General features: G+C 50.6%; 20 protein-coding genes and 2 tRNA genes. 16 read left to right on the top strand and 6 right to left on the bottom strand.

Features of this window, described 5'->3' with window-relative positions; genetic code table 11:
• Positions 1–162 precede the first annotated feature (162 nt).
• A complete protein-coding gene (locus tag QWF21_RS05535; protein WP_330087052.1) occupies positions 163–1,134 on the top strand; it encodes a DMT family transporter in 972 nt (323 codons plus the stop codon).
• Positions 1,135–1,156: 22 nt separating this feature from the next.
• On the opposite strand, the gene pyk is transcribed toward QWF21_RS05535, so the two are convergent.
• Entirely contained in the window at positions 1,157–2,593 is a 1,437-nt protein-coding gene (gene pyk / locus QWF21_RS05530) for a pyruvate kinase (protein WP_330087051.1), read from the bottom strand.
• A gap of 128 nt (positions 2,594–2,721) precedes the next feature.
• Complete coding sequence (locus QWF21_RS05525) at positions 2,722–3,579, bottom strand: MurR/RpiR family transcriptional regulator (RefSeq protein ID WP_091339722.1); 858 nt, start codon at positions 3,577–3,579, stop codon at positions 2,722–2,724.
• A gap of 264 nt (positions 3,580–3,843) precedes the next feature.
• On the opposite strand from QWF21_RS05525, the gene zwf reads away from it, so the two are divergent.
• From zwf to glsB, 9 genes are all read left to right on the top strand, one after another.
• Positions 3,844–5,310, top strand: a complete 1,467-nt coding sequence (zwf, locus tag QWF21_RS05520; protein WP_330087050.1) for a glucose-6-phosphate dehydrogenase — start codon at positions 3,844–3,846, stop codon at positions 5,308–5,310.
• Between the two features lie 8 nt (positions 5,311–5,318).
• The gene (gene pgl, locus QWF21_RS05515) at positions 5,319–6,005 is read left to right on the top strand and encodes a 6-phosphogluconolactonase (RefSeq protein WP_330087049.1); all 687 of its coding nucleotides are present in this window, start codon (positions 5,319–5,321) and stop codon (positions 6,003–6,005) included.
• 9 nt (positions 6,006–6,014) lie between these two features.
• On the top strand, positions 6,015–7,865 hold the full coding sequence (gene edd, locus QWF21_RS05510; RefSeq protein ID WP_330087048.1) for a phosphogluconate dehydratase: 1,851 nt from the start codon (positions 6,015–6,017) through the stop codon (positions 7,863–7,865).
• Positions 7,858–8,844 (top strand): glucokinase, encoded by a 987-nt coding sequence (locus QWF21_RS05505; protein ID WP_330087047.1) that lies wholly within the window; start codon positions 7,858–7,860, stop codon positions 8,842–8,844. Before edd ends, QWF21_RS05505 begins: the two co-directional genes overlap by 8 nt.
• Positions 8,845–8,849: 5 nt before the next feature.
• Positions 8,850–9,500 carry a bifunctional 4-hydroxy-2-oxoglutarate aldolase/2-dehydro-3-deoxy-phosphogluconate aldolase gene (locus tag QWF21_RS05500; protein ID WP_330087046.1) on the top strand — a complete coding sequence of 217 codons (651 nt, stop codon included), beginning with the start codon at positions 8,850–8,852 and terminating at the stop codon, positions 9,498–9,500.
• Positions 9,501–9,796: 296 nt separating this feature from the next.
• On the top strand, positions 9,797–11,248 hold the full coding sequence (gene nhaD, locus QWF21_RS05495) for a sodium:proton antiporter NhaD (RefSeq protein WP_330087045.1): 1,452 nt from the start codon (positions 9,797–9,799) through the stop codon (positions 11,246–11,248).
• A 157-nt stretch (positions 11,249–11,405) separates the two neighbouring features.
• A complete protein-coding gene (locus QWF21_RS05490) occupies positions 11,406–12,251 on the top strand; it encodes an HDOD domain-containing protein (RefSeq protein WP_330087044.1) in 846 nt (281 codons plus the stop codon).
• Between the two features lie 57 nt (positions 12,252–12,308).
• The gene (locus QWF21_RS05485; RefSeq protein ID WP_407935261.1) at positions 12,309–14,162 is read left to right on the top strand and encodes a DUF885 domain-containing protein; all 1,854 of its coding nucleotides are present in this window, start codon (positions 12,309–12,311) and stop codon (positions 14,160–14,162) included.
• Between the two features lie 67 nt (positions 14,163–14,229).
• Positions 14,230–15,168 carry a glutaminase B gene (glsB, locus tag QWF21_RS05480; RefSeq protein ID WP_330087043.1) on the top strand — a complete coding sequence of 313 codons (939 nt, stop codon included), beginning with the start codon at positions 14,230–14,232 and terminating at the stop codon, positions 15,166–15,168.
• 22 nt (positions 15,169–15,190) lie between these two features.
• On the opposite strand, the gene QWF21_RS05475 is transcribed toward glsB, so the two are convergent.
• A complete protein-coding gene (locus QWF21_RS05475) occupies positions 15,191–15,787 on the bottom strand; it encodes a hypothetical protein (protein WP_330087042.1) in 597 nt (198 codons plus the stop codon).
• Positions 15,788–15,903: 116 nt separating this feature from the next.
• Here QWF21_RS05475 and QWF21_RS05470 point away from each other — a divergent pair, with 116 nt between their 5' ends.
• The 3 genes from QWF21_RS05470 (at position 15,904) to QWF21_RS05460 (ending at position 19,478) form a co-directional block, all read left to right on the top strand.
• Positions 15,904–16,935 carry an endonuclease/exonuclease/phosphatase family protein gene (locus QWF21_RS05470; protein ID WP_330087041.1) on the top strand — a complete coding sequence of 344 codons (1,032 nt, stop codon included), beginning with the start codon at positions 15,904–15,906 and terminating at the stop codon, positions 16,933–16,935.
• Between the two features lie 89 nt (positions 16,936–17,024).
• Positions 17,025–18,899 (top strand): acetate--CoA ligase, encoded by a 1,875-nt coding sequence (locus QWF21_RS05465; RefSeq protein ID WP_330087040.1) that lies wholly within the window; start codon positions 17,025–17,027, stop codon positions 18,897–18,899.
• A 63-nt stretch (positions 18,900–18,962) separates the two neighbouring features.
• Positions 18,963–19,478, top strand: a complete 516-nt coding sequence (locus QWF21_RS05460; RefSeq protein WP_330087039.1) for a DUF1543 domain-containing protein — start codon at positions 18,963–18,965, stop codon at positions 19,476–19,478.
• Here the strand turns inward: QWF21_RS05460 and ggt are convergent.
• From ggt to QWF21_RS05445, 3 genes are all read right to left on the bottom strand, one after another.
• Positions 19,454–21,151 carry a gamma-glutamyltransferase gene (gene ggt, locus QWF21_RS05455; protein ID WP_330087038.1) on the bottom strand — a complete coding sequence of 566 codons (1,698 nt, stop codon included), beginning with the start codon at positions 21,149–21,151 and terminating at the stop codon, positions 19,454–19,456. The genes QWF21_RS05460 and ggt overlap by 25 nt on opposite strands.
• 305 nt (positions 21,152–21,456) lie before the next feature.
• Positions 21,457–21,533 (bottom strand) — tRNA-Met (locus tag QWF21_RS05450).
• Between the two features lie 85 nt (positions 21,534–21,618).
• Positions 21,619–21,695 (bottom strand) — tRNA-Met (locus QWF21_RS05445).
• Between the two features lie 201 nt (positions 21,696–21,896).
• Between QWF21_RS05445 and rlmKL the strand changes: the two genes are divergently transcribed.
• From rlmKL to uup, 3 genes are read left to right on the top strand one after another with little or no spacing between them, the layout of a single operon-like run.
• A complete protein-coding gene (gene rlmKL, locus QWF21_RS05440; RefSeq protein WP_330087037.1) occupies positions 21,897–24,011 on the top strand; it encodes a bifunctional 23S rRNA (guanine(2069)-N(7))-methyltransferase RlmK/23S rRNA (guanine(2445)-N(2))-methyltransferase RlmL in 2,115 nt (704 codons plus the stop codon).
• Positions 24,008–24,253: a glutaredoxin family protein gene (locus QWF21_RS05435; RefSeq protein ID WP_330087036.1), complete on the top strand. Its 246-nt coding sequence runs from the start codon at positions 24,008–24,010 to the stop codon at positions 24,251–24,253. Before rlmKL ends, QWF21_RS05435 begins: the two co-directional genes overlap by 4 nt.
• 2 nt (positions 24,254–24,255) lie before the next feature.
• Positions 24,256–26,157 (top strand): ATP-binding cassette ATPase Uup, encoded by a 1,902-nt coding sequence (gene uup / locus QWF21_RS05430; protein ID WP_330087035.1) that lies wholly within the window; start codon positions 24,256–24,258, stop codon positions 26,155–26,157.
• Positions 26,158–26,160: the final 3 nt, after the last annotated feature.

Raw genomic sequence — 26,160 nt, 5'->3', positions numbered from 1 at the left:
ATCTACAGAGCAGCAGTATAGCAAAACTTCATTGCAACACTTTGATCTGCCGCATAACGCTACATAACGCAATAAAGTGCTGGCTGGCGGAAACTGCAGGACTTTTGTCTTTGAATAAGCGAAAATAGTGGTTGTTGTTTTGCCCTTACAGGTAGTCCTTCCATGCATCAGGTTTCCGGTCGCGCAATTTTAGGTTTCAGCCTTGCTTTTACCACGGCGGTGCTCTGGGGGGTTTTACCGATAGTACTGAAGGTGCTGCTTGATTTTCTGACCGCCAGTACCTTGACTGGTATTCGTTTTTTCGTAGCTGCTGTTATGGTTGGTGTCTTATTGTGGTGGCAGCGGCAATGGCCCCGGTTCAGTTTGTTAAGCCGGCAAGGCATTGTATTGTTGTTGATTGCTGTGCTGGGCCTGTTGGCCAATTATCTGTTGTATATGTCAGGTTTAAATTACCTGACCGCAGAAACAGCTCAACTGTTAATCCAGTTGGCCCCTTTTCTGATGATGTTAGGAGGGGTCTGGATTTTTAAAGAGCGCTTGTTGTTTTGGCAAAAAATTGGTGCTCTGGTGTTGGTGGTTGGGTTGCTGCTGTTTTTTAATACACGCTTGTTGGTGCTACTGACTCAATTGAGCGAAGAAAGCTTTGGTTTATTGCTGATCATTGGAGCGGCTGTCACCTGGGCAGCTTATGCTCTGGCACAAAAGCAATTGTTGGTGCATTACAGTTCAAAGCAAATTATGGTGCTTATTTATTGTGCCGGAGCTGTAGTATTTATGCCTTTGTCGGATCTGCAGCCTTTGTTGCAACTGACGGGGTGGCATTGGGCATTTTTGCTGTTTTGTTGCTTAAATACCGTGGTAGCGTATGGAGCTTTTGCGGAGGCTTTGCATCATTGGGAGGCTTCAAAAGTCAGTGCTGTGTTGGCTATTACGCCTTTGATCACCATACTGGTTGCCAAAGGTTTGCATCAATGGCAGCCAGAATGGCTGACACCAGAACCTTTAAATGGCTGGGCCATGCTGGGAGCTTGTTTGGTGGTGGTAGGTTCCATGACAACCGCATTATCACCGTTGTGGGGGCAGTATCACGCTAAATTCCAAGAAAAACGCCGTAGTCAGCAACTACGGCGTTAAAACAGGCTGGTACTGGTAGCCGTTATTTAACCTGCACGATTTTACAGGTATTAGAGGCTCCGATAGTTTCCATTTGATCACCATGGGTCAGCATCACCAGATCGCCACTTTTTAAACCAGCCTGGCTGGCAATGCATTGAATTGCACTGTGAGCCAGTTCCTGTGCCGGAATAGCCCTGGTATCAAAAAATGCTGGATACACACCGCGGTACAGCGCCAGTTTGTTCAGTGTTTTTTGATGGCGTGACAGGGCATAAATGGGCTGGGTGGAGGTGATTCGTGACATCAGCTTTGCGGTATAGCCAGATTCAGTCAGCGCGATGATGGCTTTAATGCCAGGCAGATGGTTCGCTGCATACATCGCGGACAAGGCTATTGTCTCACTGACATCACTGAAGGTTTCCTCCATCCGGTGCTTGGATACTTTAATGCTGGGGTGCTTTTCGGCTCCAAGACAAACCCGTGCCATCGCATCCACTGTTTCTGTCGGGTAAGCACCAGCTGCGGTTTCAGCAGACAGCATCACGGCATCGGTACCATCCAGTACCGCATTTGCCACGTCCATCACCTCCGCCCGGGTTGGCATTGGGCTTTCGATCATCGACTCCATCATTTGAGTTGCTGTGATCACAATCCGATTCAGCTGGCGACTGCGGGCGATAATACGCTTTTGCTGGCCAACCAACTCAGCATCGCCTATTTCTACCCCCAAATCCCCTCGGGCCACCATAACGGCATCGGAAGCCAGAATAATGTCATCCAGGGTAGTGTTATCTGCCACGGCTTCAGCCCGTTCAATTTTTGCCATGATACGGGCTTCAGAGCCTGCAGCCAAAGCCAGCTCGCGTGCCAGACGCAGGTCGTCACCGCAGCGCGGAAAAGAAACTGCCAGATAATCTACATCAATTTCAGCTGCCAGCTTGATGTCTTCTTTGTCTTTTTCGGTCAGGGCAGGGGCTGATAAGCCGCCGCCCTGGCGATTAATGCCTTTGTTGTTACTGAGCTTACCGGCCACGGTGACCTTGGTGTGTACCTTGCTGCCATCGACCGAAGTAACTTGCAATTGGATGCGACCATCATCCAGCAGCAGAATATCGCCAGGCTGTACATCTTGTGGCAATTCTTTGTAATCAATCCCTACCTGTTCAGTAGTGCCGGCGCCTTTCGGTAAGCTGGCATCCAGCAGGAATGCCTGCTCAGGTTTTAGCTGCACTGAGCCTTCAGCAAAGGTCGAGACACGAATTTTTGGTCCCTGCAAATCACCAAGAATGGCGACATGAGTCCCGGTTTTATTGGCGGCAGCACGAACCATGGCAGCGCGCTGGCGATGGTCATCGGCACTGCCATGAGAGAAGTTGAAGCGAAATACCGTGGCCCCTTTTTTAATCAGTTGCTCTATTGCGGTTTCGGTATTGGTGGCAGGGCCTAGGGTCGCGACAATTTTAGTTCTTCTTGGCATCAAATGCTCCTGAATGCAGCTATGGACGAATAACAAACAGTGTAATGTAATTTTATTACAGAATACAGCGTTATGGAGAAATTAAATAACAACGACCGTACAGCAAGTCAGGCGGTCGTTGTGCTGATTCAGGCAGGAAAGTCTTTCTTTTCGAAGCGGGAGCCGCGTAAGCTATCTTTTACTTTTTTCAGGTTTTCACGGAACTTGGAGCCGCGGCGTAAGGTAAAACCTGTAGCCAGAATATCGATCAGTACCAGTTGAGCAACCCGGGAAGCCATGGGCATGTACATATCGGTGTCTTCCGGCACATCCAACGACAACACCAGTGTACACTCGCGGGCCAATGGGCTGTCATAGGCCGTAATGCCAATTACAGTAGCATCGTTTTCGCGTGCAATGGCTGCGATATCACACAGGTTTTTAGTACGGCCGGTATGGCTGATGCATACCACTACATCGCCTTCTGCGCTGTTAATAGCCGACATACGTTGCATCACGATATCGTCAAAGCAAACGACCGGTACATTAAAGCGGAAAAACTTGTTCTGAGCATCATGCGCCACAGAGGCTGATGCGCCCAAACCAAAAAATGAAATTTTCTTCGCCTGCGTAAGTACATCCACCGCGCGGTTAATGGTATTGATATCTACATTGTGGCGGGCAGAGTCCAGCGCTGCCATGGTGGATTCAAAAATTTTTGCAGTATAGGCTTCAGGACCATCTTCTTCTTCTACATGACGGTTCACATAGGGAGTGCCATTGGCCAGGCTTTGCGCCAGATGCAGCTTAAAATCCGGAAAGCCTTTGGTATCCAGGCGACGGCAGAAGCGGTTAACCGTTGGCTCACTGACATCAGCCATTTTCGCCAGGGCAGCTATACTGCTATGGATGGTGGTTTGTGGGTTAGCCAGGATCACTTCAGCCACTTTACGTTCAGACTTGCTGAAGTTTGCCACGCTGTTGACTATTTTTTCGAGTACATTCATTCCAAGCTTCCTGGTTATGCAACCGGATGATACAGAGATCCGATGTAATCTTGTTGTTATACATCCAAACCCGGTTACAGAAAAGTATTTATTTTACCACAGTTAGAGCCTGTAGCACGCTGTAACTCACTGCAGCTGAGCGTATAATAGGATACTTAAGCATAAATGTAATTTAATTACAATAAGTCGGGTTTACAACGCCGGAATGCTGCGCTAGTATGCGATGGTTGTTGTAAAATTACATCTTTAGGACGGGACTAAACTATGTCATCTGCAGCAAAAGCCTGTGATCTTATTTTATTTGGCACCAAAGGAGATCTGGCGCGTCGTAAGTTATTGCCGGCTCTGTATCAACTGGAAAAAGCCGGTTTAATGCAGGATGACAGCAGGGTAATAGGGGTGGCCAGAGATGAGCTGGAGTTAGAGGCTTATCAGCAACTGGTTCGGAAAAACCTGGAAACCTTTATTAAGAAAGAGCCGATTGACGAAGAAGTCTGGCAACGTTTTAAAGAGCGTTTGCATTATGTGCAACTGGATTTAAGCGCGACTGCGGATTACAAGAAACTCAGTGCTGTAGTAGATAGTAGCCAGCGCATTCCGGTCAGCTATTTTGCTACCCCACCGGCGTTGTTTTCCGCGATTTGTGCTGGCTTGCACGCCGCCGGCCTTGCAGCCGAACCTGCCCGGGTTGTGCTGGAGAAGCCCATTGGTCACGATTTAGAATCATCCCGGCTTATCAATGAGCAAGTGGCTCAATATTTTAACGAATGCCAAATCTACCGCATCGATCACTACCTTGGTAAAGAAACGGTGCTTAATTTGTTGGCCCTGCGTTTTGCGAACGCAATTTTCGCTTCGAACTGGGATCATAATGCCATCGATCATGTGCAAATTACTGTAGCTGAAGAAGTTGGAGTAGAAGGGCGTTGGAGTTACTACGACGACGCCGGTCAGATGCGTGACATGGTGCAAAACCATTTATTGCAGGTACTGACGCTGATCGCGATGGAGCCACCAGCACGCCTGGATGCCGACAGCATCCGGGATGAAAAGCTTAAAGTATTGAAGGCTTTGCGTCCTATTGATACCAGCAATGTGCATGAAAAGACGGTACGTGGTCAATACGCAGGTGGTTATGTTGCCGGCGGCGCTGTGCCGGGCTACCTGGATGAAGAGGGCTCGCGTAGCAATAGCAGCACAGAAACTTTTGTTGCGATTAAAGTGGATATCGATAACTGGCGTTGGGCCGGAGTTCCTTTCTACCTGCGGACCGGTAAACGTATGCCGGAAAAGCGCAGCGAAGTGGTGATCAGTTTTAAACCGCAACCACACAATATTTTTCATGAAACTTACAAGCAGTTGCCAGCCAATAAGCTGATCATTCGTCTGCAACCTGATGAGGGTGTGGAAGTTCAGGTCATGAACAAAATTCCAGGTTTGGGTGAGCACATGCAGCTGAAACAAACCAAGCTGGATTTGAGCTTTGATGAAACGTTCAGTTCCAAGCGCATTGCCGATGCCTACGAGCGCTTACTGCTTGAAGCCATGCTTGGCAATCAATACCTCTTTGTACGTCGCGATGAAGTGGAGCATGCCTGGCGTTGGGTGGATGGTATTTTGGCAGCCTGGCAAGCAACAGGCGAAACCCCTAAAAGTTATCAGGCCGGCAGTTGGGGGCCGGTATCTGCCATTTCATTGCTGGCACGTGATGACCGCAATTGGGACGAATAGGAGTCAGGATGCAATTTCATCGTTTTGAAAACAGTAGCGCGCTAAACAGCACCTTTGCCAGGTGGTTAATTCGCATAGTTAAAGATGCCATTGCCGAGCGAGGCCATGCCTACCTGGCGGTGTCCGGTGGCCGTACACCGCAGGCATTGTTTGCACACTTGGCCGGGACTGACTTGCCCTGGCAGCAAGTTACCATCACCCTGGCGGATGACCGTTGGTTGGCTCCGGATGCTCAGGACAGCAATGAGCGTCTGGTGAAGTCGGTACTGCTGCAAGACAAAGCCAGCGCGGCTCACTTTGTAAGTCTGGTGACTACAGATGAACGCGCTGAGCAGGGAGCTGCTGTGATTAACCAGCGGCTGTCATCGTTACCAAAGTTTGATGCCGTTATTCTTGGCATGGGGGAGGATGGCCATACCGCCTCACTGTTTCCCTGCAGCCAGGAATTGTCTTTGGGGCTGAGCACGACGCAGGATGCAGTGGCCGTTCATCCGACCACAGCACCTTACCAGCGGATCTCGTTGTCCAAACAGCGTTTGCTGAACACGCAGCACTTGTTTTTGCATCTGGTTGGTGCCGGTAAACTGCCGGTATTGAACCAAGCCGTAGCCGGTGATGATGTGCTGCAGATGCCAATCCGCGCTTTCTTACACCATCCCTGTGTTGATATCCAGGTGATGTTTGCTACCGAGTAGAGGCTATTTATGCACCCTGTCATTCAACAAGTCACCGATCGTATTGCCGCCAGAAGTGAGCGCAGCCGGGCGGTTTATCTGGCCAGGATTGAAAAGGCACGCCTAAAAGGACCCCATCGCGGTACCTTATCCTGTGGTAACCTGGCACATGGTTTTGCTGCTTGTGGCAAGCAGGATAAATCCGATCTGCGTAGTCTGACCAAAGCCAATATAGGCATTATTTCGTCGTACAACGATATGCTGTCAGCACATCAACCCTATGAGCATTATCCGGCGTTGATCAAAGCCGCAGCCCAAGAGGTAGGCAGTGTTGCTCAGTTTGCCGGTGGTGTGCCAGCGATGTGTGATGGTGTCACTCAGGGGCAGCCTGGGATGGAGCTCAGCTTGATGAGCCGCGACATTATTGCGATGGCCGCAGCGGTTGGTCTATCGCACAATATGTTTGATGGTGGTCTGATGCTTGGCATTTGCGACAAAATAGTGCCCGGACTGTTGATGGCAGCTTTTAGTTTTGGCCATTTACCCTTTGTATTTGTACCCGCAGGGCCGATGCCATCCGGTATTCCCAATAAAGAAAAAGCGCGCGTACGCCAGTTGTATGCCGAAGGTAAAGCAAGCAAAGAGCAATTGCTGGAGGCCGAATCAGCGTCGTATCACTCAGCAGGTACCTGTACCTTTTATGGCACAGCCAACTCCAATCAGTTGGTGGTAGAAATGATGGGGCTGCACTTGCCAGGTTCTTCATTTGTAAATCCAGGAACCGAGCTGCGTGATGAGCTGACCAAAGCCGCTACCCGGCAAGTGACTCGTTTGACCGACTTAGGCACTGAGTACCTGCCCATCGGCAGCATGGTGGATGTGAAATCCATCGTCAACGGTCTGGTCGGCTTGTTGGCTACCGGCGGCTCTACCAATCATACTATGCATCTGATTGCGGTCGCCCGTTCGGCTGGCTTTCTGATCAACTGGGATGATTTTGCCGAACTATCCAGTGTGACTCCACTGGTAACCCGTATTTACCCCAATGGCCAGGCAGACATCAATCATTTTCAACAAGCCGGAGGTATGGCTTACCTGATCCGCACTTTACTGGATGAAGGCCTGCTGCACGAAGATGTGCACACCGTGGCTGGTTTTGGCTTGCGCCGTTACACCCAGGTGCCGGTATTGCAAGATGGCAAGCTGGTATGGGTAGATGGCCCGACCGAATCGCTTGACCCAAGTGTCTTAACTTCTGCCGCAGCTCCCTTTAAAAACCATGGCGGGCTTGAGGTGCTGTCTGGCAATCTGGGACGTGCTGTCATGAAAACCTCCGCTTTGCGTGACGGTACTGCTGCGATTACAGCTCCTGCAGTAGTTTTTTCCAGTCAGCACGAGTTGGACGCTTCTTTTAAAGCCGGAGATTTAAATAAAGACTGCATTGTGGTGGTTCGTTTTCAGGGACCAAAAGCCATTGGAATGCCGGAGTTGCATAAACTGACACCTCCTCTTGGCGTGTTGCAAGACCGAGGCTACAAAGTCGCTCTGGTGACAGATGGTCGTATGTCGGGCGCTTCCGGTAAGGTTCCGGCAGCCATTCATGTGACACCGGAAGCGGTAGAAGGCGGCTTACTGGCCAAAGTGCAAAACGGTGATCTGGTGCGGGTAGATGCTGATCAAGGTGTACTGGAACTGCTGGTTGATGCGGACGAGCTGGCCAAGCGTCAGGCAGAAACCATCGATTTATCCGATAGCTACGCAGGCATGGGCCGGGAAATTTTTGGCGGGCTACGTGCTCAGTTAACCGGGGCAGAAGAGGGGGCTTGCGCCTTGTTCTCGACCGAAGATCATCTGGTAGCCGCTGGAGGTAGCAATGACTGATGTGCGTTACGCCATTGTGGCAGACATCGGCGGCACCAACGCCCGCTTCAGCCGGGTGGATTTATCGGCTTTGACATTGGATAAAGTCCAGCAGTATCGTTGCGCCGATTTTGCCAGTCTGGCGGATGCACTGCAGCATTACCGTACAGATCAGCAGTTGCATGCTTTAAGCGATGTTGCTATTGCCATCGCCTGCCCGGTGCAAGGTGATATGGTGCAAATGACCAACTTTCACTGGCAATTTTCCATCAGCGCGATGCAGCAGCAACTGGAGCTTTCCACTTTGCTGGTGATGAATGATTTTACCGCGGTGGCGATGAGCTTGCCTGCGGTGCAAGCTGCGGCTTGTGTGCAGGTAGGCGCAGGTACCGCTGTTGCCGGGCAGCCGATGGCAGTGCTGGGCGCAGGCACTGGTCTGGGTGTTGGCCATTTGTTGCCTGTTGGCGAAAAAGGTTATCTGCCACTGCCCGGAGAAGGTGGCCATGTCGATTGGGCTCCCACCAATCAGCAGGAGTGGGCAATTTACCAGCAGCTAAGCGCTAAATATGGCCATGTTTCCCCAGAGCGCTTGTTATCAGGCCCTGGGTTGGAAGACTTGTACCTGGCACTGGCAGCGTATCGCCAACAGCAGGTTGAACCACTCAGTGCAGCTGCTATTTCACAGCAGGCATTGGCCGCTGACAATGCGCTGGCCTCAGCCACCATAGCGCAGTTTTTTGCCAGCCTTGGCAGTATCGCCGGTGATCTGGCATTGACATTAAGCACCACGGGAGGCGTTTTTATTGGCGGTGGCATAGTGCCGAAACTATTACCGCTGCTCCCGCAGAGTGAGTTTCGTGCCCGCTTCGAGCAAAAAGGGCGTTTTACAGCCTTTAATCAGGCCATTCCAACTTATGTAATCACAGCAGAGCAACCCGGCCTTATTGGCGCTGCTTTGTATCTGAAGCAAACCATCTTACAACAAACTCAGGGCGAGTAAGCACTATGGCATTTGAAAATTGGCAATTAGATCCTGCAACCTTGTTTGCTCAAGGCCCTGTGGTACCCGTTATCGTCATAAATGATTTGGCTGAAGCCGTGCCTATGGCGAAAGCACTGGTTGCTGGCGGCTTGCGCGTTCTTGAAGTGACGCTGCGAACCCCTGTGGCAATGGATGCGATCCGCTTGCTAAGTCAGGAAGTACCGGATGCGATTGTTGGTGCCGGCACCGTCACTTCGTCGGAGCAATTGCAGCAGGTCATTGCCGCTGGTGCCCGTTTTGCCATCAGTCCGGGCATGACCCGTGAGCTATTGCAGGCAGGTAAGGACTCTGTGATCCCACTGATCCCTGGCATTGCCAGCATTTCTGAATTGATGGAAGGGCTGGCACTTGGGTATACCCACTTCAAGTTTTTCCCCGCAGAAGCTGCTGGTGGCGTTAAAACATTGAAATCCATCCATGGTCCTTTCTCAGAAGTTCGTTTCTGCCCAACCGGCGGTATCAATGAGAAAAACTTCCTTGAGTATCTGGCACTGCCGAATGTGGTGTGTGTGGGTGGCTCCTGGGTGTTGCCGGCCGATGCCATTGCCGCAGGAGACTGGCAAAGAGTCACAACCTTGTGTCAGGAGGCTTTGGCGCAGGTGAAGACCCACTGAGACCTGGTAACTGTGCCGGCTTAAGCCGGCCAGTTCACTGAGCTGCGGCTGTTTAAGCCGAAAATGCTGATCATCACACCTTAACTACCGACAATTTTTTGCATACTTAACCACTAAGAACTAGCCCTTAGTGCATACAGATGTTTTATTTCTGCTACTTTAGTCGCAACCTCGCAATTTAACGCTATTTTCTGGCATTTTGTCCTGATTTTTCTTTATCTGCTATGCTACAATGCCGCCGCCTGCAATAGGTAAAAGCTTCCCTTTAATCCGAATGTAACTAGATAGGTCTGGCCATGCAAAGTCTCCGTTGCGTGTCGTGGTTGGCTGGTTTGCTGTGTCTGCTGTTCAGCACTCCGGTTTTTGCTGCATCCGCTGCTCCACTTGATTTAACAAGCTCTCTCGTTGGTTTTGTCTGTATCGCAATCTTTGTTGTTGCCTATATTCTGGTAATGGGCGAAGAGAAACTCCATATGCGTAAATCCAAGCCCGTATTGGTCGCGGCGGGCCTTATTTGGATTTTGATTGGCTGGGTCTACATCAGTCAGGATATTCCCGATGTGACGGAGGCGGCATTTCGTCATAACCTGCTCGAGTTCGCTGAATTGATGCTGTTCCTGCTGGTTGCTATGACTTACATCAATGCGCTGGAAGAGCGACGCCTATTTGATGCGCTGCGCTCCTGGATGATTCGTAAGGGCTTTAGTTACCAGAATTTATTTTGGATCACTGGCTTTTTGTCGTTCTTTATTTCGCCTATTGCCGATAACCTGACTACGGCCTTACTGATGTGTGCCGTGGTGATGAAAGTTGCCGAAGGTGACAAGCGGTTTATTAATATTTGTTGCGTAAATATCGTTATTGCTGCCAACGCAGGCGGTGCTTTTAGCCCCTTTGGTGATATTACTACACTGATGGTATGGCAAGCTGGCTTGGTTCGTATTGATGAGTTCCTGGTGTTGTTCCTGCCTGCTCTGGTCAATTACCTGGTACCAGCAGCGGTGATGAGCTATTTCGTTGAAAAGAAACAGCCCAGCGCTGTCTATGAAGAGGTGGAGCTAAAACGTGGTGCGCTGCGAATTCTAACTTTGTTCTTGCTAACTGTAGCAACGGCTGTACTGTGTCACAGCTTGCTGCATCTGCCGCCGGTGCTGGGTATGATGATGGGGCTTGGCTATTTGCAGTTTTTTGGTTATTTCCTGCGGATGACTCTGCCAGGTTCACTGGCACGTAAAAAAGCGATGGCTGAGCGGGAAGGGGATCAGGAAAAGTTAAAGCGCTTGGGTGGTGTGGTGCCCTTTGATGTGTTTAGCCGGGTTTCCAGGGCCGAGTGGGACACCTTGTTATTCTTCTATGGCATCGTTATGTGCGTAGGCGGATTGGGTTTTCTTGGTTACCTCGGTTTAATGTCCGACCTGCTGTACGAAGGCTGGAATGCCACCTCTGCCAATATTCTGTTGGGGATGATTTCTGCTGTTATCGATAATATTCCCGTGATGTTTGCTGTACTGGCGATGCAGCCGGAGATGTCGCATGGCCACTGGTTGTTGATTACCCTGACTGCAGGCGTTGGGGGCAGCTTGTTGTCCATTGGTTCTGCGGCTGGAGTGGCTCTGATGGGGCAGGCCAGGGGGTATTATACTTTCTTTGGGCATCTGAAGTGGGCGCCGGTTATTTTGCTAGGCTACATCGCCAGCATCGTTGTACATTTGTGGCTAAACGCTGATTTATTCCATATCTACGATTAAAAGGCCAACGGGCAGCAGCCAACTGCTGCCCGTTACTTTTGCAGTAAAACGTATCGCCTATCCCAGCTAATCTGTTATTCTTTCAGTCAATATTCCAATTATGTGCTTGCCGGCTATACTAATAGCAAGCAGACAAACCAACTTGAGACATCGTTTGATGAACGCTCTACAGTATGCCGAGAACGTAACCGAAGTTTTTGTCTTTCCTGATGCTTATTTGCGGGTCAAGCAATTGCTGGAGTCCGAGCGGGCAGATATGGATGAAGTGGCAGAAGTTATCCAACTGGATCCTTCACTAGCCAGCAAAGTGCTGAAATTAGCTAACAGCGCGATATACAGTTTACCCAAAAAAATTGACACCATTGGGAAAGCTCTGGTGGTATTGGGAGCCGAAACAGTTTACAACCTGGTGGTCAGCTCGGCGGTGATCAGTGTCTGCGAACAGGTCACCACCAATGCCATTGATATGGACAGATTTTGGGCGCAAAGTGTGCACAGTGCTTTAATAGCGAGGGCGTTAGGCAATAAAGTGGTGCCAAGGCAAAGTGAACAGCTGTATGTATCTGGCCTGCTGCACAATATTGGCGAGCTGGCATTGTGCCAGTTGGATCCTGAACTGGCCAAGGCCTGTGAGCAGTACTCTGCAACTGAGAAGCCCTGGCAATGCCAACGCCGGCTGTTGGGCTTTACCTATGCCGAGTTAAGTGCCGCATTATTGCGATTATGGCAATTGCCACCCTCTATCATTGAACCTATAGCCTTGCAGCATCAGCCAGATAAGCATCTGAGGCAACCTGCGGTTCTGTTGTTGAATATATCAACCCGCCTGGCATTGGCCAATATTCATGCGGATCTCTACAAGCAAGCGAATTTACTCGATCCCTTTGTGCTGGAGGTCCTGGGAATTATTGAGCCAGACTTGCGTGCCGCCCTGGATTTCTGTAATAGTGAAGCGCTTTACCTTCTTTCTGTATTAAACCCTAAAGCTGGCATGTTGTATTAAGTTGTAAGCGGGCCACTGCGGTAGATGCAGAGCAACGAATCCGATACAGGAGCCACTATGGTGCGTTATTCCGTTCTTGCTGTTTCACTGTCATTGCTGTTGGCAGGCTGTCAGCCTGCACAGGACCATGCAAGCAGTTTACCTCAACCCATCAGCGCAGAGTTTCAGCAACAAGAAAGTGAGCGATTGACCCGCTGGTTTGATGAAAAGTACGAACAACAGCTGCAACAAAGCCCGCTGATGCTGACCTTTCTTGGCCGCAAAGATCGTCAATTCGAAGTGGATGATATGAGCCTGGCGGCTCAGGATGCCCAACTGGCATGGAAAGCTGCGACGGTAGAAGCATTGCAAAGCCAGTTTGATTACCAGAACCTGACAGAAGAGGCTCAGGATTCTTACGATTTGTGGTTGTATCAATACCAGCAGATGAAAGCGGCCGCAGATTTTCGGCATCACAACTATGTATTCAATCAAATGCAGGGCATGCATAGCTTGCTTCCTCAAATTATGATGAATTTTCATCAGGTGGAAAGCAAAGAAGATATGCTTGCCTATATCCAACGTCTGCAGGGCATTAGTCATGCTCTGGTGCAGTTACTGGAGCAAGCTGAGCAATTTACTGAACAAGGAATCCGGCCACCACGTTTTGCCTATGAGGGCGTGATCGAGCAGGTTGAAAACTTATTGCGTGGCCAGCCTTTCACCCTGGAGTCGGAGCAGGTCGCTCCGCTATGGGAAAATGCCCAACAAAAAATCAGCCAGTTGCAGCAACAACAAGTGGTAAATGATGAGGAAGCAAAAGCGCTGCAACAGCAGGCAAGGGCGGCACTTACTGGCTATTTTCAACCGGCTTATCAGCAGTTGCTCGATTGGTTGCAGCAAGAGGTGGCTTTGGCTGCAGTGAATCCAACAGGCGTTTCCACCCATCCGAATGGCAAGGCTTATTACAACCATATGCTGCAGGTTTCTACCACCACTGAGATGACTGCAGAGCAAATCCATCAACTGGGTTTGCAGGAGGTGGAGCGTCTGACAAAAGAGATGGAAGCCATAAGGCAGCAAGTTGGTTTTGATGGTGATCTGCATCAGTTTTTTGAGTTTATCCGTACCGATGACCAGTTTTTTTATCCAGATACTGATGAAGGACGTCAAGCTTATATTACCGACTCAGAAGCCTTTCTGGCCTTTATTAATGAGCGCTTGCCGGATTATTTTGGCATCCTGCCCAAAGCCGATTTGGTGGTAAAGCGGGTAGAACCTTTCCGTGAGCAAGCCGGTGCGGCACAGCATTATTTCCCTGGCACTCCCGATGGGTCTCGGCCTGGGATCTATTACGCGCACTTGTCGGATATGCGTGCCATGCCAAAAAATGAAATGGAAGCTATTGCTTACCATGAAGGCAACCCTGGGCATCATATGCAAATTTCCATTGCACAGGAGTTGGAGAACATTCCTCGTTTCCGTACCCAAGCCAGCTTTACGGTTTATGTAGAAGGCTGGGCACTTTATTCCGAGCTGCTGGCTAAGGAAATGGGAGCCTACCAGGACCCGTATTCCGACTTTGGCCGGCTGGTAACGGAAATGTGGCGTGCTGTCCGTTTGGTGGTGGATACCGGTCTTCATGCGAAAGGGTGGACAGAGGAAGATGCGATTGGCTACTTCCAACAGTATACACCCATTCCATTGGAGGCTGTGCGCTCGGAAGTTCGGCGTTACCTGGTGATGCCCGGGCAAGCCACCTCTTATAAAATTGGTATGATCCGTATTCAGCAGTTACGCCAGCAGGCAGAGCTAGCACTGGGTGATCGGTTCGATATTCGTGGCTTCCACGACACCATTCTTGGTGGCGGTGCTTTGCCACTGGATTTACTGGAGCGTCGCGTTGAGCGATGGATTGCTGCTCAGCAATAAGCTCCCATCTTAATGCCAGGCCTGTTCGCTATCCAAAGCGCACAGGCCTTATAACACCAGGAAGTACATGGAAGGCACACCAAAACAACCATCCAACTTGTCATTACTGCTGCAAAGCCTGGTTGAACAGGCCAGGCAATTGCCTGAGCAAGGCAAGGTTGCTGATTACATTCCGGCTCTGGCTGCTGTAGCCCCTGAACAAACCGGCATCGCAGTAGCGACCTTAGATGGCCAGCTACACACAGCTGGTGATTCCAGTCAGAACTTTTCCATTCAAAGCGTCTCGAAAATTTTTGGCCTGGTATTGGCCATGAACCGGCTGGAAGAAGAGGTTTGGCAGCGCGTGCATATGGAGCCGTCCGGCCAGCCTTTTAATTCCATTGTGCAATTGGAGTGGGAGCATGGCATACCACGCAATCCCTTTATTAATGCCGGTGCTATTGTGGTGGCCGATATGCTGGTTAGTCACTATTCGGCCAGCAAGGCAGCCTTGTTAAACTTTATTCGTAAACTGGCAGGAACTGAACAAATATGGGCTGACAGTGAGGTTTATCAGTCGGAAAAAGAACACGGTAATCGCAATGCGGCTCTGGCCTACTTGATGAAAAGCTTTGGCAACATCGAAGCGGAAGTGCCGCAGGTGTTGGATCATTACTTTTATCAATGTGCAGTGGAAATGAGTTGTGAGCAACTGGCCAGCAGTCTGGTATTTCTAGCCAATCGCGGCGTACAGCCTGTCACAGAGCAGTTAATATGCAGCCGGCGTGATGCACACCGGGTCAATGCCATTTTATCTACCAGTGGCATGTACGATCAGTCCGGTGAGTTTGCTTTTACCGTAGGCTTGCCGGCGAAAAGTGGGGTAGGTGGTGGTATTGCCGCCATCGTGCCCAATTACGGGGTTATAGCGGCCTGGAGCCCCAGGCTGAACAGCTTTGGCAACTCCTGCCGGGCCATGTTTATGGTAACCCGGCTGGCAGAGCAATTGGGCTTATCTGTGTATTAGCATTAACCTGAAGTTATTGCTGTTACTCGGTACCTTCATAGCCCCAGGGCGTAGGTGGCAGGGCAACTGGCTTGGTTAAATCGAAGTCTACCCGAAGTTCACGGCCTTCACGGGTTAAACGGTAAGCAAAAAACTCACCCGGATAAATGTACATATGCCAGGTATTGCCAACCGATTGAGGGATTCGGCGTCGCAAAAAGTCTTGTTTGGAGAAGTCATCTGCCGGGAATGACTGTGCATGTGGCCAACCCGCATTGATCGTATGACCACCATACATGGTGGCGTTATCCGGCAGCCCTTCTTTGGTTCGGTGATCATGTTTTAATTGGATACCAGAGCCAGTTTTGGTCAGGATCCAGGTGCGAGAATGGTTATCTCCAACGTGAAACGGAATTTCCAGCCGGTCAGCACTGCAGTGACGTACATGCATCACCAGTCGATTCTCGGTGAAGGTTTCAACACCGGTGAAGTTGGCTTCAGTGACCCGACCTTCAAAGGCCTGACCGCAGTAAGCTGCAATGTGGTCAAAAAACTGATCCTGAGCCGGAACCGACACAGTTTGGGCATAAAGCGGGCTGCTGACTACCAGAGCAACACTGAGTGCAAGTCGTTTTACCATGAAAATATTTCCTTTATAGTTATAGTGTCTTTAAGCATGGTACCCAGTCTGTCACAGTGGTGCAAATGCCTTGTCCCGGATCCCGGTGCATTCAACGAACAGGATAACAGTGATTCATGCAGTCGCTTTTTACCTTTAGTATTGCCAGCATTAATTTGCTTAATTACATCGAGCCGCCACTGGCCTGCTATGAGTATGATGCTATTTACAGCAAAGCACAGTGGCAGCAAAAACAACAATGGTTACAGCGTATTATCGAACAACAACAACCTGACATTATTGGCTTTCAGGAGGTTTTTAGCTGTGAAGCGCTGAAACAACAAGTGCAAGCTTTAGGCTACCCATATTTTGTAGTGGTGCAGCAGCCAGAGCTGGTTGCAGATTACATTTATCATAAACCCGTGGTTGCACTGGCGTCACGTTTTAAAATTAGTTCGTATGCTGCCTTGATGCCGGATACTGCCTTACTAAATGCAGCTGGTTTAAGTGGTATGCAATTTAGCCGTCATCCTCTACGTGCTACCGTACAAGTACCGGATTTTGGTGCCTTGGATTGTTGTGTGGTGCATTTAAAATCGAAGCGATCTCAGTTAGATAGCAGCCTGTTAACCCCTTCGGGTCATGCCTCACCCCTGCAGGATGCGTTCGGCTATTGGGCCTCGACGGTACAACGAGGCACGGAAGCGCAGTTGTTAGCGCATGCGCTCTGTCTACGTCGGCAACAACACCAACAGCCACTGGTAGTGCTGGGAGATTTGAATGATACGCTGAGTGAGCAATCACCTTTGGCGATTTTACTGCAAGCAGGTCTGCTGTGGCAAAAGCAGGCCAACAGCCAAGCATTGAATCAGCACAGCTTTAACCCAGCCAGATTGCATGATGCTTACTTGCTGGCAAATCAACTGCTTGCAACTACAGCACAACGACCTGCAACCCATTACTATGGCGCAGAGGGGCAGGTGCTCGATTACATTCTGCTGTCGGATGAGTTCGATAGCCATCATCCAGCCTGTCGTGCCGATGTAATGGGGTATCAGACCCTGGATCAACACCTGAGGCGGCCAGATTACAGCCAGGATGCCTACAGCAGTGATCATGCACCAGTCTTGGTGCGGATGCGGTTAAAAGACAAACTTCTTCGCCCATAGTCTAAGTTTCAACAAAGCCTTTCTGCAGTACAGTAGTGATCTATTTCCTTACCCTATGTAAGGGCAAATCGTATGAAAGGAGCAGGGCTATGACCAGTTATCAGGCACACTATCAGGCGGCTATGGCCGACCCGGAATCTTTCTGGTTACAGCAGGCGCAGCAACTGCCCTGGTATCAGCTACCGAGCCGGGCTTTAGAGCCTTTATCCGACCATCGTTACCGTTGGTTTGCCGATGGCAAGCTCAATTGCAGCTATCTGGCACTGGATCATCATGTAGCTGCCGGACGGGGAAACCAGCTAGCACTGATTTATGATTCTCCGGTCACCAATACCAGACAAAACTTCAGCTACCAGCTACTACTGCAACAGGTGCAGCAATGTGCCGGAGCTTTACGGCAGCTTGGGGTGGCTAAGGGCGATCGGGTGGTGATTTATATGCCGATGATCCCAGAGGCCGTGATCGCTATGCTGGCTGTGGCGCGACTTGGAGCTATTCACTCGGTGGTTTTTGGAGGCTTTGCTGCGCATGAGCTGGCGGTCCGAATTGATGATGCCACTCCTAAGGTAATTATCAGTGCCAGCTGTGGCATTGAAGTTAATAAAGTCATTGCCTACAAACCACTGCTTGATAAAGCTTTGGCGCAGGCATCGCATCAACCCGTTGCTACGTTAATTGTTCAGCGGGCACAGTTAGCTGCGGCATTGCAACCAGGGAGGGATCATGATTGGCAGCAGGCTTTAGCCACTGCCGAACCGGCGGCTGCGGTCCCGGTCGCAAGCGATGATCCCCTGTATATTTTGTATACTTCTGGTACGACTGGAAAGCCCAAAGGGGTGGTGCGCGATCATGGCGGTTATGCGGTGGCACTGCATTACAGCATGGGTGCTATTTACAATGTGCGGGCCGGCGATGTATTTTTTGCCGCATCCGATGTGGGTTGGGTGGTAGGGCACTCCTACATTGTGTATGGCCCATTGTTTGCTGGCTGCACTACGGTGCTGTATGAAGGTAAGCCGGTAATGACACCCGATGCAGGCTCTTTCTGGCGATTGTGTCAACAGTATCAGGTCAAAGTCCTGTTTGCAGCGCCAACCGCTTTTCGCGCTATTCGCAAAGATGATCCGGAAGCGCAATGGCTGCAACACTACGATATAAGTAGCTTGCAATGCATTTTCATGGCCGGGGAGCGGCTTGATCCTGCAACCTATGATTGGACTGTAGCCAAAACGGGCAAGCCAGTCATTGATCATTGGTGGCAAACCGAAACAGGATGGCCAATTTGTGCCAATTTGATGGGCATTGAGGCTTTGCCGGTCAAGCCCGGCTCTTCTTCGGTGCCGGTGCCTGGTTTTTGCATTGAAGTGCTGGATGATGCTGGCCAGCGGCTGCCTGCCAATCAACAAGGCAATATTGCCATTAAATTGCCATTGCCACCCGGCTGTCTGCAAACCATTTGGAGGAATGAAGCCCGGTTCGAAGCTGGTTATCTCAGCAGTTTTCCGGGGTACTACAGCAGTGGTGATGGTGGTTTTATTGATGACGATGGTTATGTGTTTATCATGGGGCGCACTGACGACGTGATCAATGTAGCTGGCCATCGTTTATCGACCGGTGAGATGGAAGAGATTATTGCCCGGCATCCGGCGGTTGCTGAGTGCTGTGTGATAGGCATTGCCGATGCACTCAAAGGCCAGTTGCCTTTTGGTCTGGTGATGGTAAAAAATGGCAGCACGATTTCGCCTGAGCAATTGGAGCAGGAATTGGTCACCATGGTGCGCGAAGACATCGGTGCTGTGGCCTGTTTTAAGCAAGCCAAAATTGTACAGAAGTTGCCAAAAACCCGCTCTGGCAAAATTCTGCGTAAGGTGTTGCGTGAAATTGCCGATGGTAAAACGCCTCAGGTGCCTTCTACCATTGAAGATCCAAGCTGTCTGGAAGAAATACGCCAGCATTTACCCTAACGGCTAACATTGGCAGGCTTCCCCTTACTGGCTATACTGCCGCAAAAAGGAAGGGGAAGCGCGATGTCGACCGGAGTGGATCTGTTTATGGTGATGCTGGGAGGAAGCCATCCCAAAGCTAACATCGAGTTGCATGATGTTGTTTTTGTGGCAGGTACCGAGCTGGAGCACTGCTACCCGCAGCTTCAGCGCTTATGGTTTGCTGAGCCTGAGGGCCTGCATATGGATGCCTGGATGCGGGTGCGGGTAGTTGATGGGTATCGGCTGCAACTGGTTTCTGAGCCTGCTCCTCAGCAAAATAAACTGTTCTTTTTAAATCTTGGTGGGTATCACGATGGGGTATTTGGCGAAGACCATCGTTATTTGTTTGTGGTGGCTACAGACAGAGCGGATGCGAAACAAAAGGCCAAAGCCAGGCTGTTGTCAAGTTGGGATAAGCCACATACAGATCGGGTTTTCGAATTGGATCAATGTCTTGAGATCAGCCAGGTTGGCACATTGCATATTCAACTGGTTGCGACTTCCCAGGCTGATGATCTGCATTTTGAGAATGTTTACATAGTACTGCCGTCCAACTGACTTTGTTCCTCTGTGGCAACAGGCTCAATCAACAGAGCCTTGCCACGACCTCGGGGATCGGCAATGGCTTCGATGCCCCGATCTGTCAACTGGATCGCCTGAATATCACCCAGGCTCCAGCGCTGCAGATGAAGCTGGTAGCCCATTTCGGACAACTGCTGTTGTACCTCATCACTTAACGGCTGATAAGGTTCCATGGCAAGCTGGTTTTTGGGCAGCAACTGATGATGAAAGCGCGGGGCTGCAACAGCATCCGCCAGTGGCATGCCGAAGTCATACAGATTCGTGATCACCTGAAATACCGAGGTGAAAATAGTAGAGCCGCCTGGCGTACCAATTACCAGCCGAACTTCATTATCCTGCACCAGAATACTGGGTGTCATTGACGATAACATTCGCTTGCCAGGTTCGATCGCATTGGCCGCTCCACCGACCACACCGAAGGCATTCGGTACGCCAGGTTTAATGGAAAAATCATCCATTTCATTGTTCAGCAGAAAACCTGCGCCTGTTACCACCACACCACTGCCGAAATCAAGGTTCAGGGTGTAGGTGTTGGACACTGCATTACCGGCATGATCAACAATGGAAAAGTGAGTTGTTTGTGCCGATTCGAGCCCCGGTCTGATTTGCTTTGTTGCTGAAATTGCCTGCGGATTGATTTCACTGGCTCGTTGCGCCAGATAGTCTGCTGCCAGCAATTCTTGTTGCGGTACCTTGGTAAAGGCAGGATCACCCAGGTAATCGGCCCGGTCGGCGAAAACCCGCTTGTAAATCTCTGCCAACAGATGCACATAGCCAGCAGAATTGTGTTGCTGTGCTTTAAAATCATCCAGCCGAAGTTGCTTTAAACCAAGCAGTTGACTAAGGGCTATGCCGCCAGAGCTGGGTGGAGCGACCGTGACTAATTGATAATCTCGCCATGGGAAAATAAGCGGCTCTCGCCATACCGCCTGGTACTGTGCCAAATCGTCGGCCGTGATAAAGCCGGCCCCGCGCTGCATTTCAGCCACAATCAGGCTGGCAGTTTCGCCCATGTAAAACTCTGCCGCTCCCTGGTTCGCGATACGGCTCAGGGTGGCGGCCAACTCTGGTTGTTTAAACAAATGACCTGCGGTCATGGCGGCAAAATAATCGGCGAAATTGGTTTTGCCCTGATAGCGCTCCAGTGCATTACCGCCGTATTGCTGCAGGTTCTCTGGTACAATAAAACCCTGGTTTGCTAAAGCAATGGCAGGTTGCAGCAAATCGGCCCAGGGTAGGGTGCCGAAGCGCTGATGTGCCTGCCACAGTCCCATGACAGTACCAGGAACACCGGAAGCCAGATGACCAATCAGGCTAAGTTCATCAATGACTTGCCGATCTTCATCCAGATACATGTCCCGGCTCGCTTGCAATGGCGCTGTTTCGCGGTAATCCAGGAAATAAGGCTTGCCTTCAAACCAGATCACCATAAAGCCGCCTCCGCCAATATTCCCAGCCTCAGGATAAGTGACGGCCAGTGTAAAAGCGGTTGCTATGGCAGCATCAACTGCATTGCCTCCCTGATGCAGAATAAGTTGGGATGTTTCAGCGCCATAGCGATCTGGGCTGGCAACTGCGGCTGTGCTGGCATAAGCCAGATTGGTTCCCAGGCAGATACTCAGTACTAGACTCCACCAGCAGCTTCTCATTGTATTCCCCCTTAGGCACCATCTATGAACCGCTCTTGCAGTATTCTAATGTACCACAAAAGATAAACAACGCTGCGTACCAGAGGCAATAGCGGTTATATAGAAGAAGCAAAGGTAATCATAGACACAAAAAACAGCGATTGAAGAGCGAACCGGCGACCTTCGGGTTGCTGAAGTCCAGATACAAAAAAACCAGCACATGGCTGGTTAAGATGTTGGTTGCGAGAGCCGGATTTTCGACCTTCGCCTCACGGTTATAGAGAGGAGCCCGAGGGCGATTCACTATACCATGTTTACAATCAATTTGGTTGCGGGAGCCGGATTTGAACCGACGACCTTCGGGTTATGAGCCCGACGAGCTACCAGGCTGCTCCATCCCGCGTCCGTGAATTATCCCCGAGCAGTAGAGATAATTGCTTGATTTGCAAGACGTTAATTGATGACCTCTGGAATAAGTTGGTCACAATTGGTTGCGGGAGCCGGATTTGAACCGACGACCTTCGGGTTATGAGCCCGACGAGCTACCAGGCTGCTCCATCCCGCGTCCGTCATTGCGGGGCGAATGATAGGGGGTTTTTGGTAACTACGCAAGCACCAATTCAATCGATGGCAATCGTTTGCTGCTTTATTCGGCATCTGCTGCTAAAAGCCACTGCAAAGGTAACAAAGATTCACCCCTGCAGGCGCGTCTTCGGGGTTCGCTTCTGATATACTAGCCATCGATTTTTTTCATGGCAGTCAAAGCATGCTGGAATTTTGGGCATTAACCTCCAAAGGTGTGGAGGAATTACTGGCGGATGAGATCCGTCAGCATCAGGGCGAAGTGGTTAAGATAACCATGGGTGTTGTTCGGTTTAAAGCTGACTTAAAAACAGCCTATCAGCTGTGTTTGTGGTCGCGGTTGGCTACCCGCATTTTACGGCACCTGCATACCGAAATGGTGGATAACAGCGCCGATCTGTATCAGGTTGCCAGCCAGTTGAACTGGACTGAACTAATGTCGGTGCAACAATCCATTGCCATTGACTGCGTGGGCAAGCACCCAACCATCGATAATACCCAGTTTGGTGCCTTGCGGGTAAAAGATGCCATTGTCGATCAGTTTCGCCGTGAAACCAATGAGCGGCCCAATGTAGATAGGCAACAACCAGATGTGCGCTTTCAGGTGCGTATCAGCAACAAAGCCTTTCATTTCTTGCAGGACTTCTCCGGTCCATCGTTGCATCAGCGCGGTTACCGTTTTGGCCAGGGCGAAGCGCCACTGAAAGAGCATTTGGCTGCTGCCCTGGTATTGCGCTCCGGCTGGAAGCATGATCAGGTGCTGTTTGATCCCTTCTGTGGCAGCGGCACCTTATTGATTGAAGCTGCGCTTATTGCTACCAACAGGGCACCGGGCTTACAGCGGCAGCACTTTGCTTTTGAAGGCTGGCCCGGCCACCGGCCGGCACTGTGGCAAAGCCTGCGTCAAGAGGCGTTGGCCGCTAAAACAGAACTGGCCACTGGCCTGCTGTATGGGCTGGATAAAGATCCGCAGGTGCTGCAAAAATCGTTGCGCAATGCCAGCAATGCCGGTGTGGCTGAGTTGATTACTTTTATGGAAGGCGATGCCACGGCGTTGGGTGAAGCCGTATCGAAAGAGCCAGGGGTAATTGTCACCAATCCGCCTTATGGCGAGCGGCTGGGGGACTTACCGGCGCTGATCCCACTCTATACCCGTTTTTCGGTGGCGTTAAAGCAGCATTATGTGGGCTGGTGGCTGGCGATCATTACCTCCAATCAGGATTTACTGCGGGCCCTGAAGCTAGCGCGCAGCAAAAGCTACCAGTTTAGTAATGGCCCACTCGATTGCGAGTTCAGCCTGTTTGAACTGACTGAAAAACAGGTGCAAAGCCGCAATGTCGAAGCGCCGGCGTTATTTTTCAGCGAAAGCAGCTCTTTTGGCAACCGGCTTACTAAAAACCGTAAGCAGCTAAAAAAGTGGGCGGAGCGGGAAAATATCCGTTGCTACCGGCTGTACGATGCCGATATTCCGGAATACAACGTGGCGGTCGACTGGTACGACGGAGAAGTGGTGGTGCATGAATACGCACCGCCAGCCTCAGTGAATGAGGACTTGGCGCAAAAGCGTTTGTTCGATGTGGTGAATCAGGTACCGCAGGTACTTGGCATTAAGCCGGAACAAATGGTGTTGAAGGTACGGGAGCGGCAAAAAGGCAGCAAACAGTATCAGGCGTTGCAACAGCAAGGCCAGTACAAAGAAGTGCAGGAGTACGGTGCCAAACTCTGGGTGAATCTGCGTGATTATCTGGATACGGGCTTGTTTTTGGACCACCGCATTACCCGCAAGCGCATTCAGCAGATGGCCCAAGGCAAGTCGGTACTGAATCTATTTGCCTACACCGGTACTGCATCGGTGCACGCGGCTATTGGTGGCGCGAGCTCGGTCACTACCGTGGATATGTCCAATACCTATCTGGATTGGGCGAAGCGCAACTTTTTACTGAATGGTTTGCACGGTCATCAGTACCAGTTTGAGCAAGCCGATTGTTTGCAGTGGCTTACCCGTTGCCAGCAGCAATACGATCTGATTTTTGTCGATCCTCCGACATTTTCAAACTCCAAGCGGATGCAGGATAGTTGGGATGTGCAGCGCGATCATGTCAAACTGCTGGAGCTTATCAAATACCGGCTGAAAGATGGCGGTGTGGTTATTTTCTCCAACAACAAGCGCCGCTTTAAATTGGATTATCAGGCGCTTGAAGCCGATGGTTGGCAGGTGAAAGATATTTCGGCGGCAACCTTGCCGGAAGACTTTAAACGCAATCCGCACATTCATGTCTGTTTTGAGCTGAGCCGATGACAGCACGGTTTGAACTCTTCAGCACCTGGGGCTGTCATCTGTGTGAGCAAGCCGAGCAGATGCTACTGGATGCAGGCTTAGCCGGCCAGTATCAGGTGCTGGATATCGTGGATCACGAGCACTTATTTGAGCAATACCGGGCTCTGATCCCAGTCGTGGCCTGCCGTAACAACAAGGCCACACTGGGCTGGCCCTTTGATCAGGCGCAACTGATGGCCTGGCTGCAACAACAGGAACAATAACGGTGGAAGTATTACGTTTTCAGCAGGCCTGTCTGGCCTTTGGTACCCATCCGGTACTGGATAAGGTGGATTTTAGCTTATTCAGTGGCGAGCGCGTCTGCCTGGTCGGGCGCAATGGCGCCGGCAAATCGACCTTTTTAAAAGTGCTGACCGGCCAGCAAAGTCTGGATGACGGCCAGGTGGTACTGCCAACCGGTGTGGTACTAAGCAGGCTGGAGCAAGATCCACCTGCTAAAATGGACACCCGCATTGCCGATTTTATCCGGGAAGGTGCCGGCGATTTAGCCGATAAGCTGCAGCAGTTTTATCAACTATCGGAAGCGCTCGATGCCGAAAATCCCCAGCAAATGCGTTTGTTCGAGCAGCTACAGGCTGAGCTCGATAGCCGCGATGGTTGGTCCTTAGAAGCACGCGTAACCGCACTCTGTCAGCAGTTTGCGATGGATCCCGAAGCCAACCTGGCATCACTTTCCGGTGGCTGGCTGCGTAAAGCCGCGCTGGCAAGAGCCTTGGTGGCTAAGCCTGATATCTTGTTGCTGGATGAGCCAACCAACCATCTGGATATTGCTGCCATACAGTGGTTGGAAGGTTTTTTAAAAGAGTTTAAAGGTGCCATTATTTTTATCTCGCACGACCGGGCTTTTATCCGCGCTTTAGCTACCCGTATCATAGATTTAGATCGTGGCCAGCTCACTTCACATCCCGGTGATTACCAACAGTACCTGGATCGTAAGCAAAAAATTCTCGAAGATGAGCAGCAACACAATGCACTGTTCGATAAAAAACTGGCCGAAGAAGAGGTCTGGATCCGCCAGGGCATCAAAGCCCGCCGCACCCGCAACGAAGGCCGGGTACGGGCGCTGAAGGCGTTGCGTAAAGAGCGGGCTGCCCGGGTAGAAAGCTTAGGCAAAGTCGAGTTTGCTATCGAGCAGGCCGATCGCTCTGGCAAACTGGTGTTTGAAACCAAGCAGATTAGCCATAGCTTTGGTGGTGAGCCGCTGTTAAAAGATTTGGACTTACTGGTTATGAGAGGTGACCGGCTTGCCTTGATTGGTCCTAATGGGGTTGGTAAGTCAACGTTAATAAAACTGCTACTGGGCGAGTTGGAGCCGGAGCAAGGCAGCATCAAACGGGGTTCTAACCTTGAGGTAGCTTATTTCGACCAGCACCGCCAGGCACTGGATCTGGATGCGACCGTGCAGGACAATGTGGCAGATGGCCGGCAAGAAGTGATGCAAAATGGCCAAAGCCGCCATGTCCTCAGTTATCTGCAGGACTTTTTATTTCCACCAGCCAGAAGCCGTACGCCGGTTAGGGCATTATCTGGTGGCGAAAAAAACCGCCTGCTGCTGGCGCGCTTGTTTGCCAAGCCCAGTAACTTGCTGATCCTGGATGAGCCTACCAACGACCTGGATGTGGAAACTCTGGAGCTGCTGGAAGATATTTTACAGCAGTATCAAGGCACTGTTATTCTGGTCAGCCATGACCGGGAGTTTGTCAATAATACCGTCACCAGTAGTTTGTTGTTTGCTGGTCGTGCTACCATCGTGGATATTACCGGTGGCTACGATGATGTGGTACGCTGGCAGGCGCAGTTCGCCGAAGAGCCGGTAAAACCTGCCAAGTCATCAGTGACGCCAGAGCCTGCGCCTGTTAGCAACAGCAGCAAAGTCACCACAAGCACAGAACGTAAGTTATCCTTTAAGGAAAAACGCGAGTTGGAACAATTGCCTGCCTTGATTGAAACCTTGGAAACTCAGCTGGCAGCTTTGCAACAACAAGTCAATGCACCGGAATTCTTTGCCAGCCCGATCGAGCAAACACAAGCGGTGTTGAACCAACTTGCTGAAGTTGAGTCGAAGTTGGCGCACGCGTACGAGCGTTGGGAAATTTTAGAAGCATAATAA

The organism is Alkalimonas mucilaginosa, assembly GCF_036327005.1.
In the GTDB taxonomy this organism is placed as follows: domain Bacteria; phylum Pseudomonadota; class Gammaproteobacteria; order Enterobacterales; family Alteromonadaceae; genus Alkalimonas; species Alkalimonas mucilaginosa.
The sequence above is the reverse complement of the archived record's forward strand: the minus strand, read 5'-3'. Positions and strand labels throughout refer to the sequence as shown.

What these genes read in the sequence shown, in the direction of transcription:
- QWF21_RS05435 (WP_330087036.1), top strand. Translation starts at nt 24,008, where the DNA reads ATGACAGCACGGTTTGAACTCTTCAGCACCTGGGGCTGTCATCTGTGT.
- nhaD (WP_330087045.1), top strand. Translation starts at nt 9,797, where the DNA reads ATGCAAAGTCTCCGTTGCGTGTCGTGGTTGGCTGGTTTGCTGTGTCTG.
- edd (WP_330087048.1), top strand. Translation starts at nt 6,015, where the DNA reads ATGCACCCTGTCATTCAACAAGTCACCGATCGTATTGCCGCCAGAAGT.
- QWF21_RS05490 (WP_330087044.1), top strand. Translation starts at nt 11,406, where the DNA reads ATGAACGCTCTACAGTATGCCGAGAACGTAACCGAAGTTTTTGTCTTT.
- QWF21_RS05475 (WP_330087042.1), bottom strand. Translation starts at nt 15,787, where the DNA reads ATGGTAAAACGACTTGCACTCAGTGTTGCTCTGGTAGTCAGCAGCCCG.
- QWF21_RS05535 (WP_330087052.1), top strand. Translation starts at nt 163, where the DNA reads ATGCATCAGGTTTCCGGTCGCGCAATTTTAGGTTTCAGCCTTGCTTTT.
- QWF21_RS05485 (WP_407935261.1), top strand. Translation starts at nt 12,309, where the DNA reads ATGGTGCGTTATTCCGTTCTTGCTGTTTCACTGTCATTGCTGTTGGCA.
- QWF21_RS05470 (WP_330087041.1), top strand. Translation starts at nt 15,904, where the DNA reads ATGCAGTCGCTTTTTACCTTTAGTATTGCCAGCATTAATTTGCTTAAT.
- QWF21_RS05505 (WP_330087047.1), top strand. Translation starts at nt 7,858, where the DNA reads ATGACTGATGTGCGTTACGCCATTGTGGCAGACATCGGCGGCACCAAC.
- QWF21_RS05500 (WP_330087046.1), top strand. Translation starts at nt 8,850, where the DNA reads ATGGCATTTGAAAATTGGCAATTAGATCCTGCAACCTTGTTTGCTCAA.
- QWF21_RS05465 (WP_330087040.1), top strand. Translation starts at nt 17,025, where the DNA reads ATGACCAGTTATCAGGCACACTATCAGGCGGCTATGGCCGACCCGGAA.
- ggt (WP_330087038.1), bottom strand. Translation starts at nt 21,151, where the DNA reads ATGAGAAGCTGCTGGTGGAGTCTAGTACTGAGTATCTGCCTGGGAACC.
- zwf (WP_330087050.1), top strand. Translation starts at nt 3,844, where the DNA reads ATGTCATCTGCAGCAAAAGCCTGTGATCTTATTTTATTTGGCACCAAA.
- QWF21_RS05525 (WP_091339722.1), bottom strand. Translation starts at nt 3,579, where the DNA reads ATGAATGTACTCGAAAAAATAGTCAACAGCGTGGCAAACTTCAGCAAG.
- QWF21_RS05460 (WP_330087039.1), top strand. Translation starts at nt 18,963, where the DNA reads ATGTCGACCGGAGTGGATCTGTTTATGGTGATGCTGGGAGGAAGCCAT.
- pgl (WP_330087049.1), top strand. Translation starts at nt 5,319, where the DNA reads ATGCAATTTCATCGTTTTGAAAACAGTAGCGCGCTAAACAGCACCTTT.
- pyk (WP_330087051.1), bottom strand. Translation starts at nt 2,593, where the DNA reads ATGCCAAGAAGAACTAAAATTGTCGCGACCCTAGGCCCTGCCACCAAT.
- rlmKL (WP_330087037.1), top strand. Translation starts at nt 21,897, where the DNA reads ATGCTGGAATTTTGGGCATTAACCTCCAAAGGTGTGGAGGAATTACTG.
- glsB (WP_330087043.1), top strand. Translation starts at nt 14,230, where the DNA reads ATGGAAGGCACACCAAAACAACCATCCAACTTGTCATTACTGCTGCAA.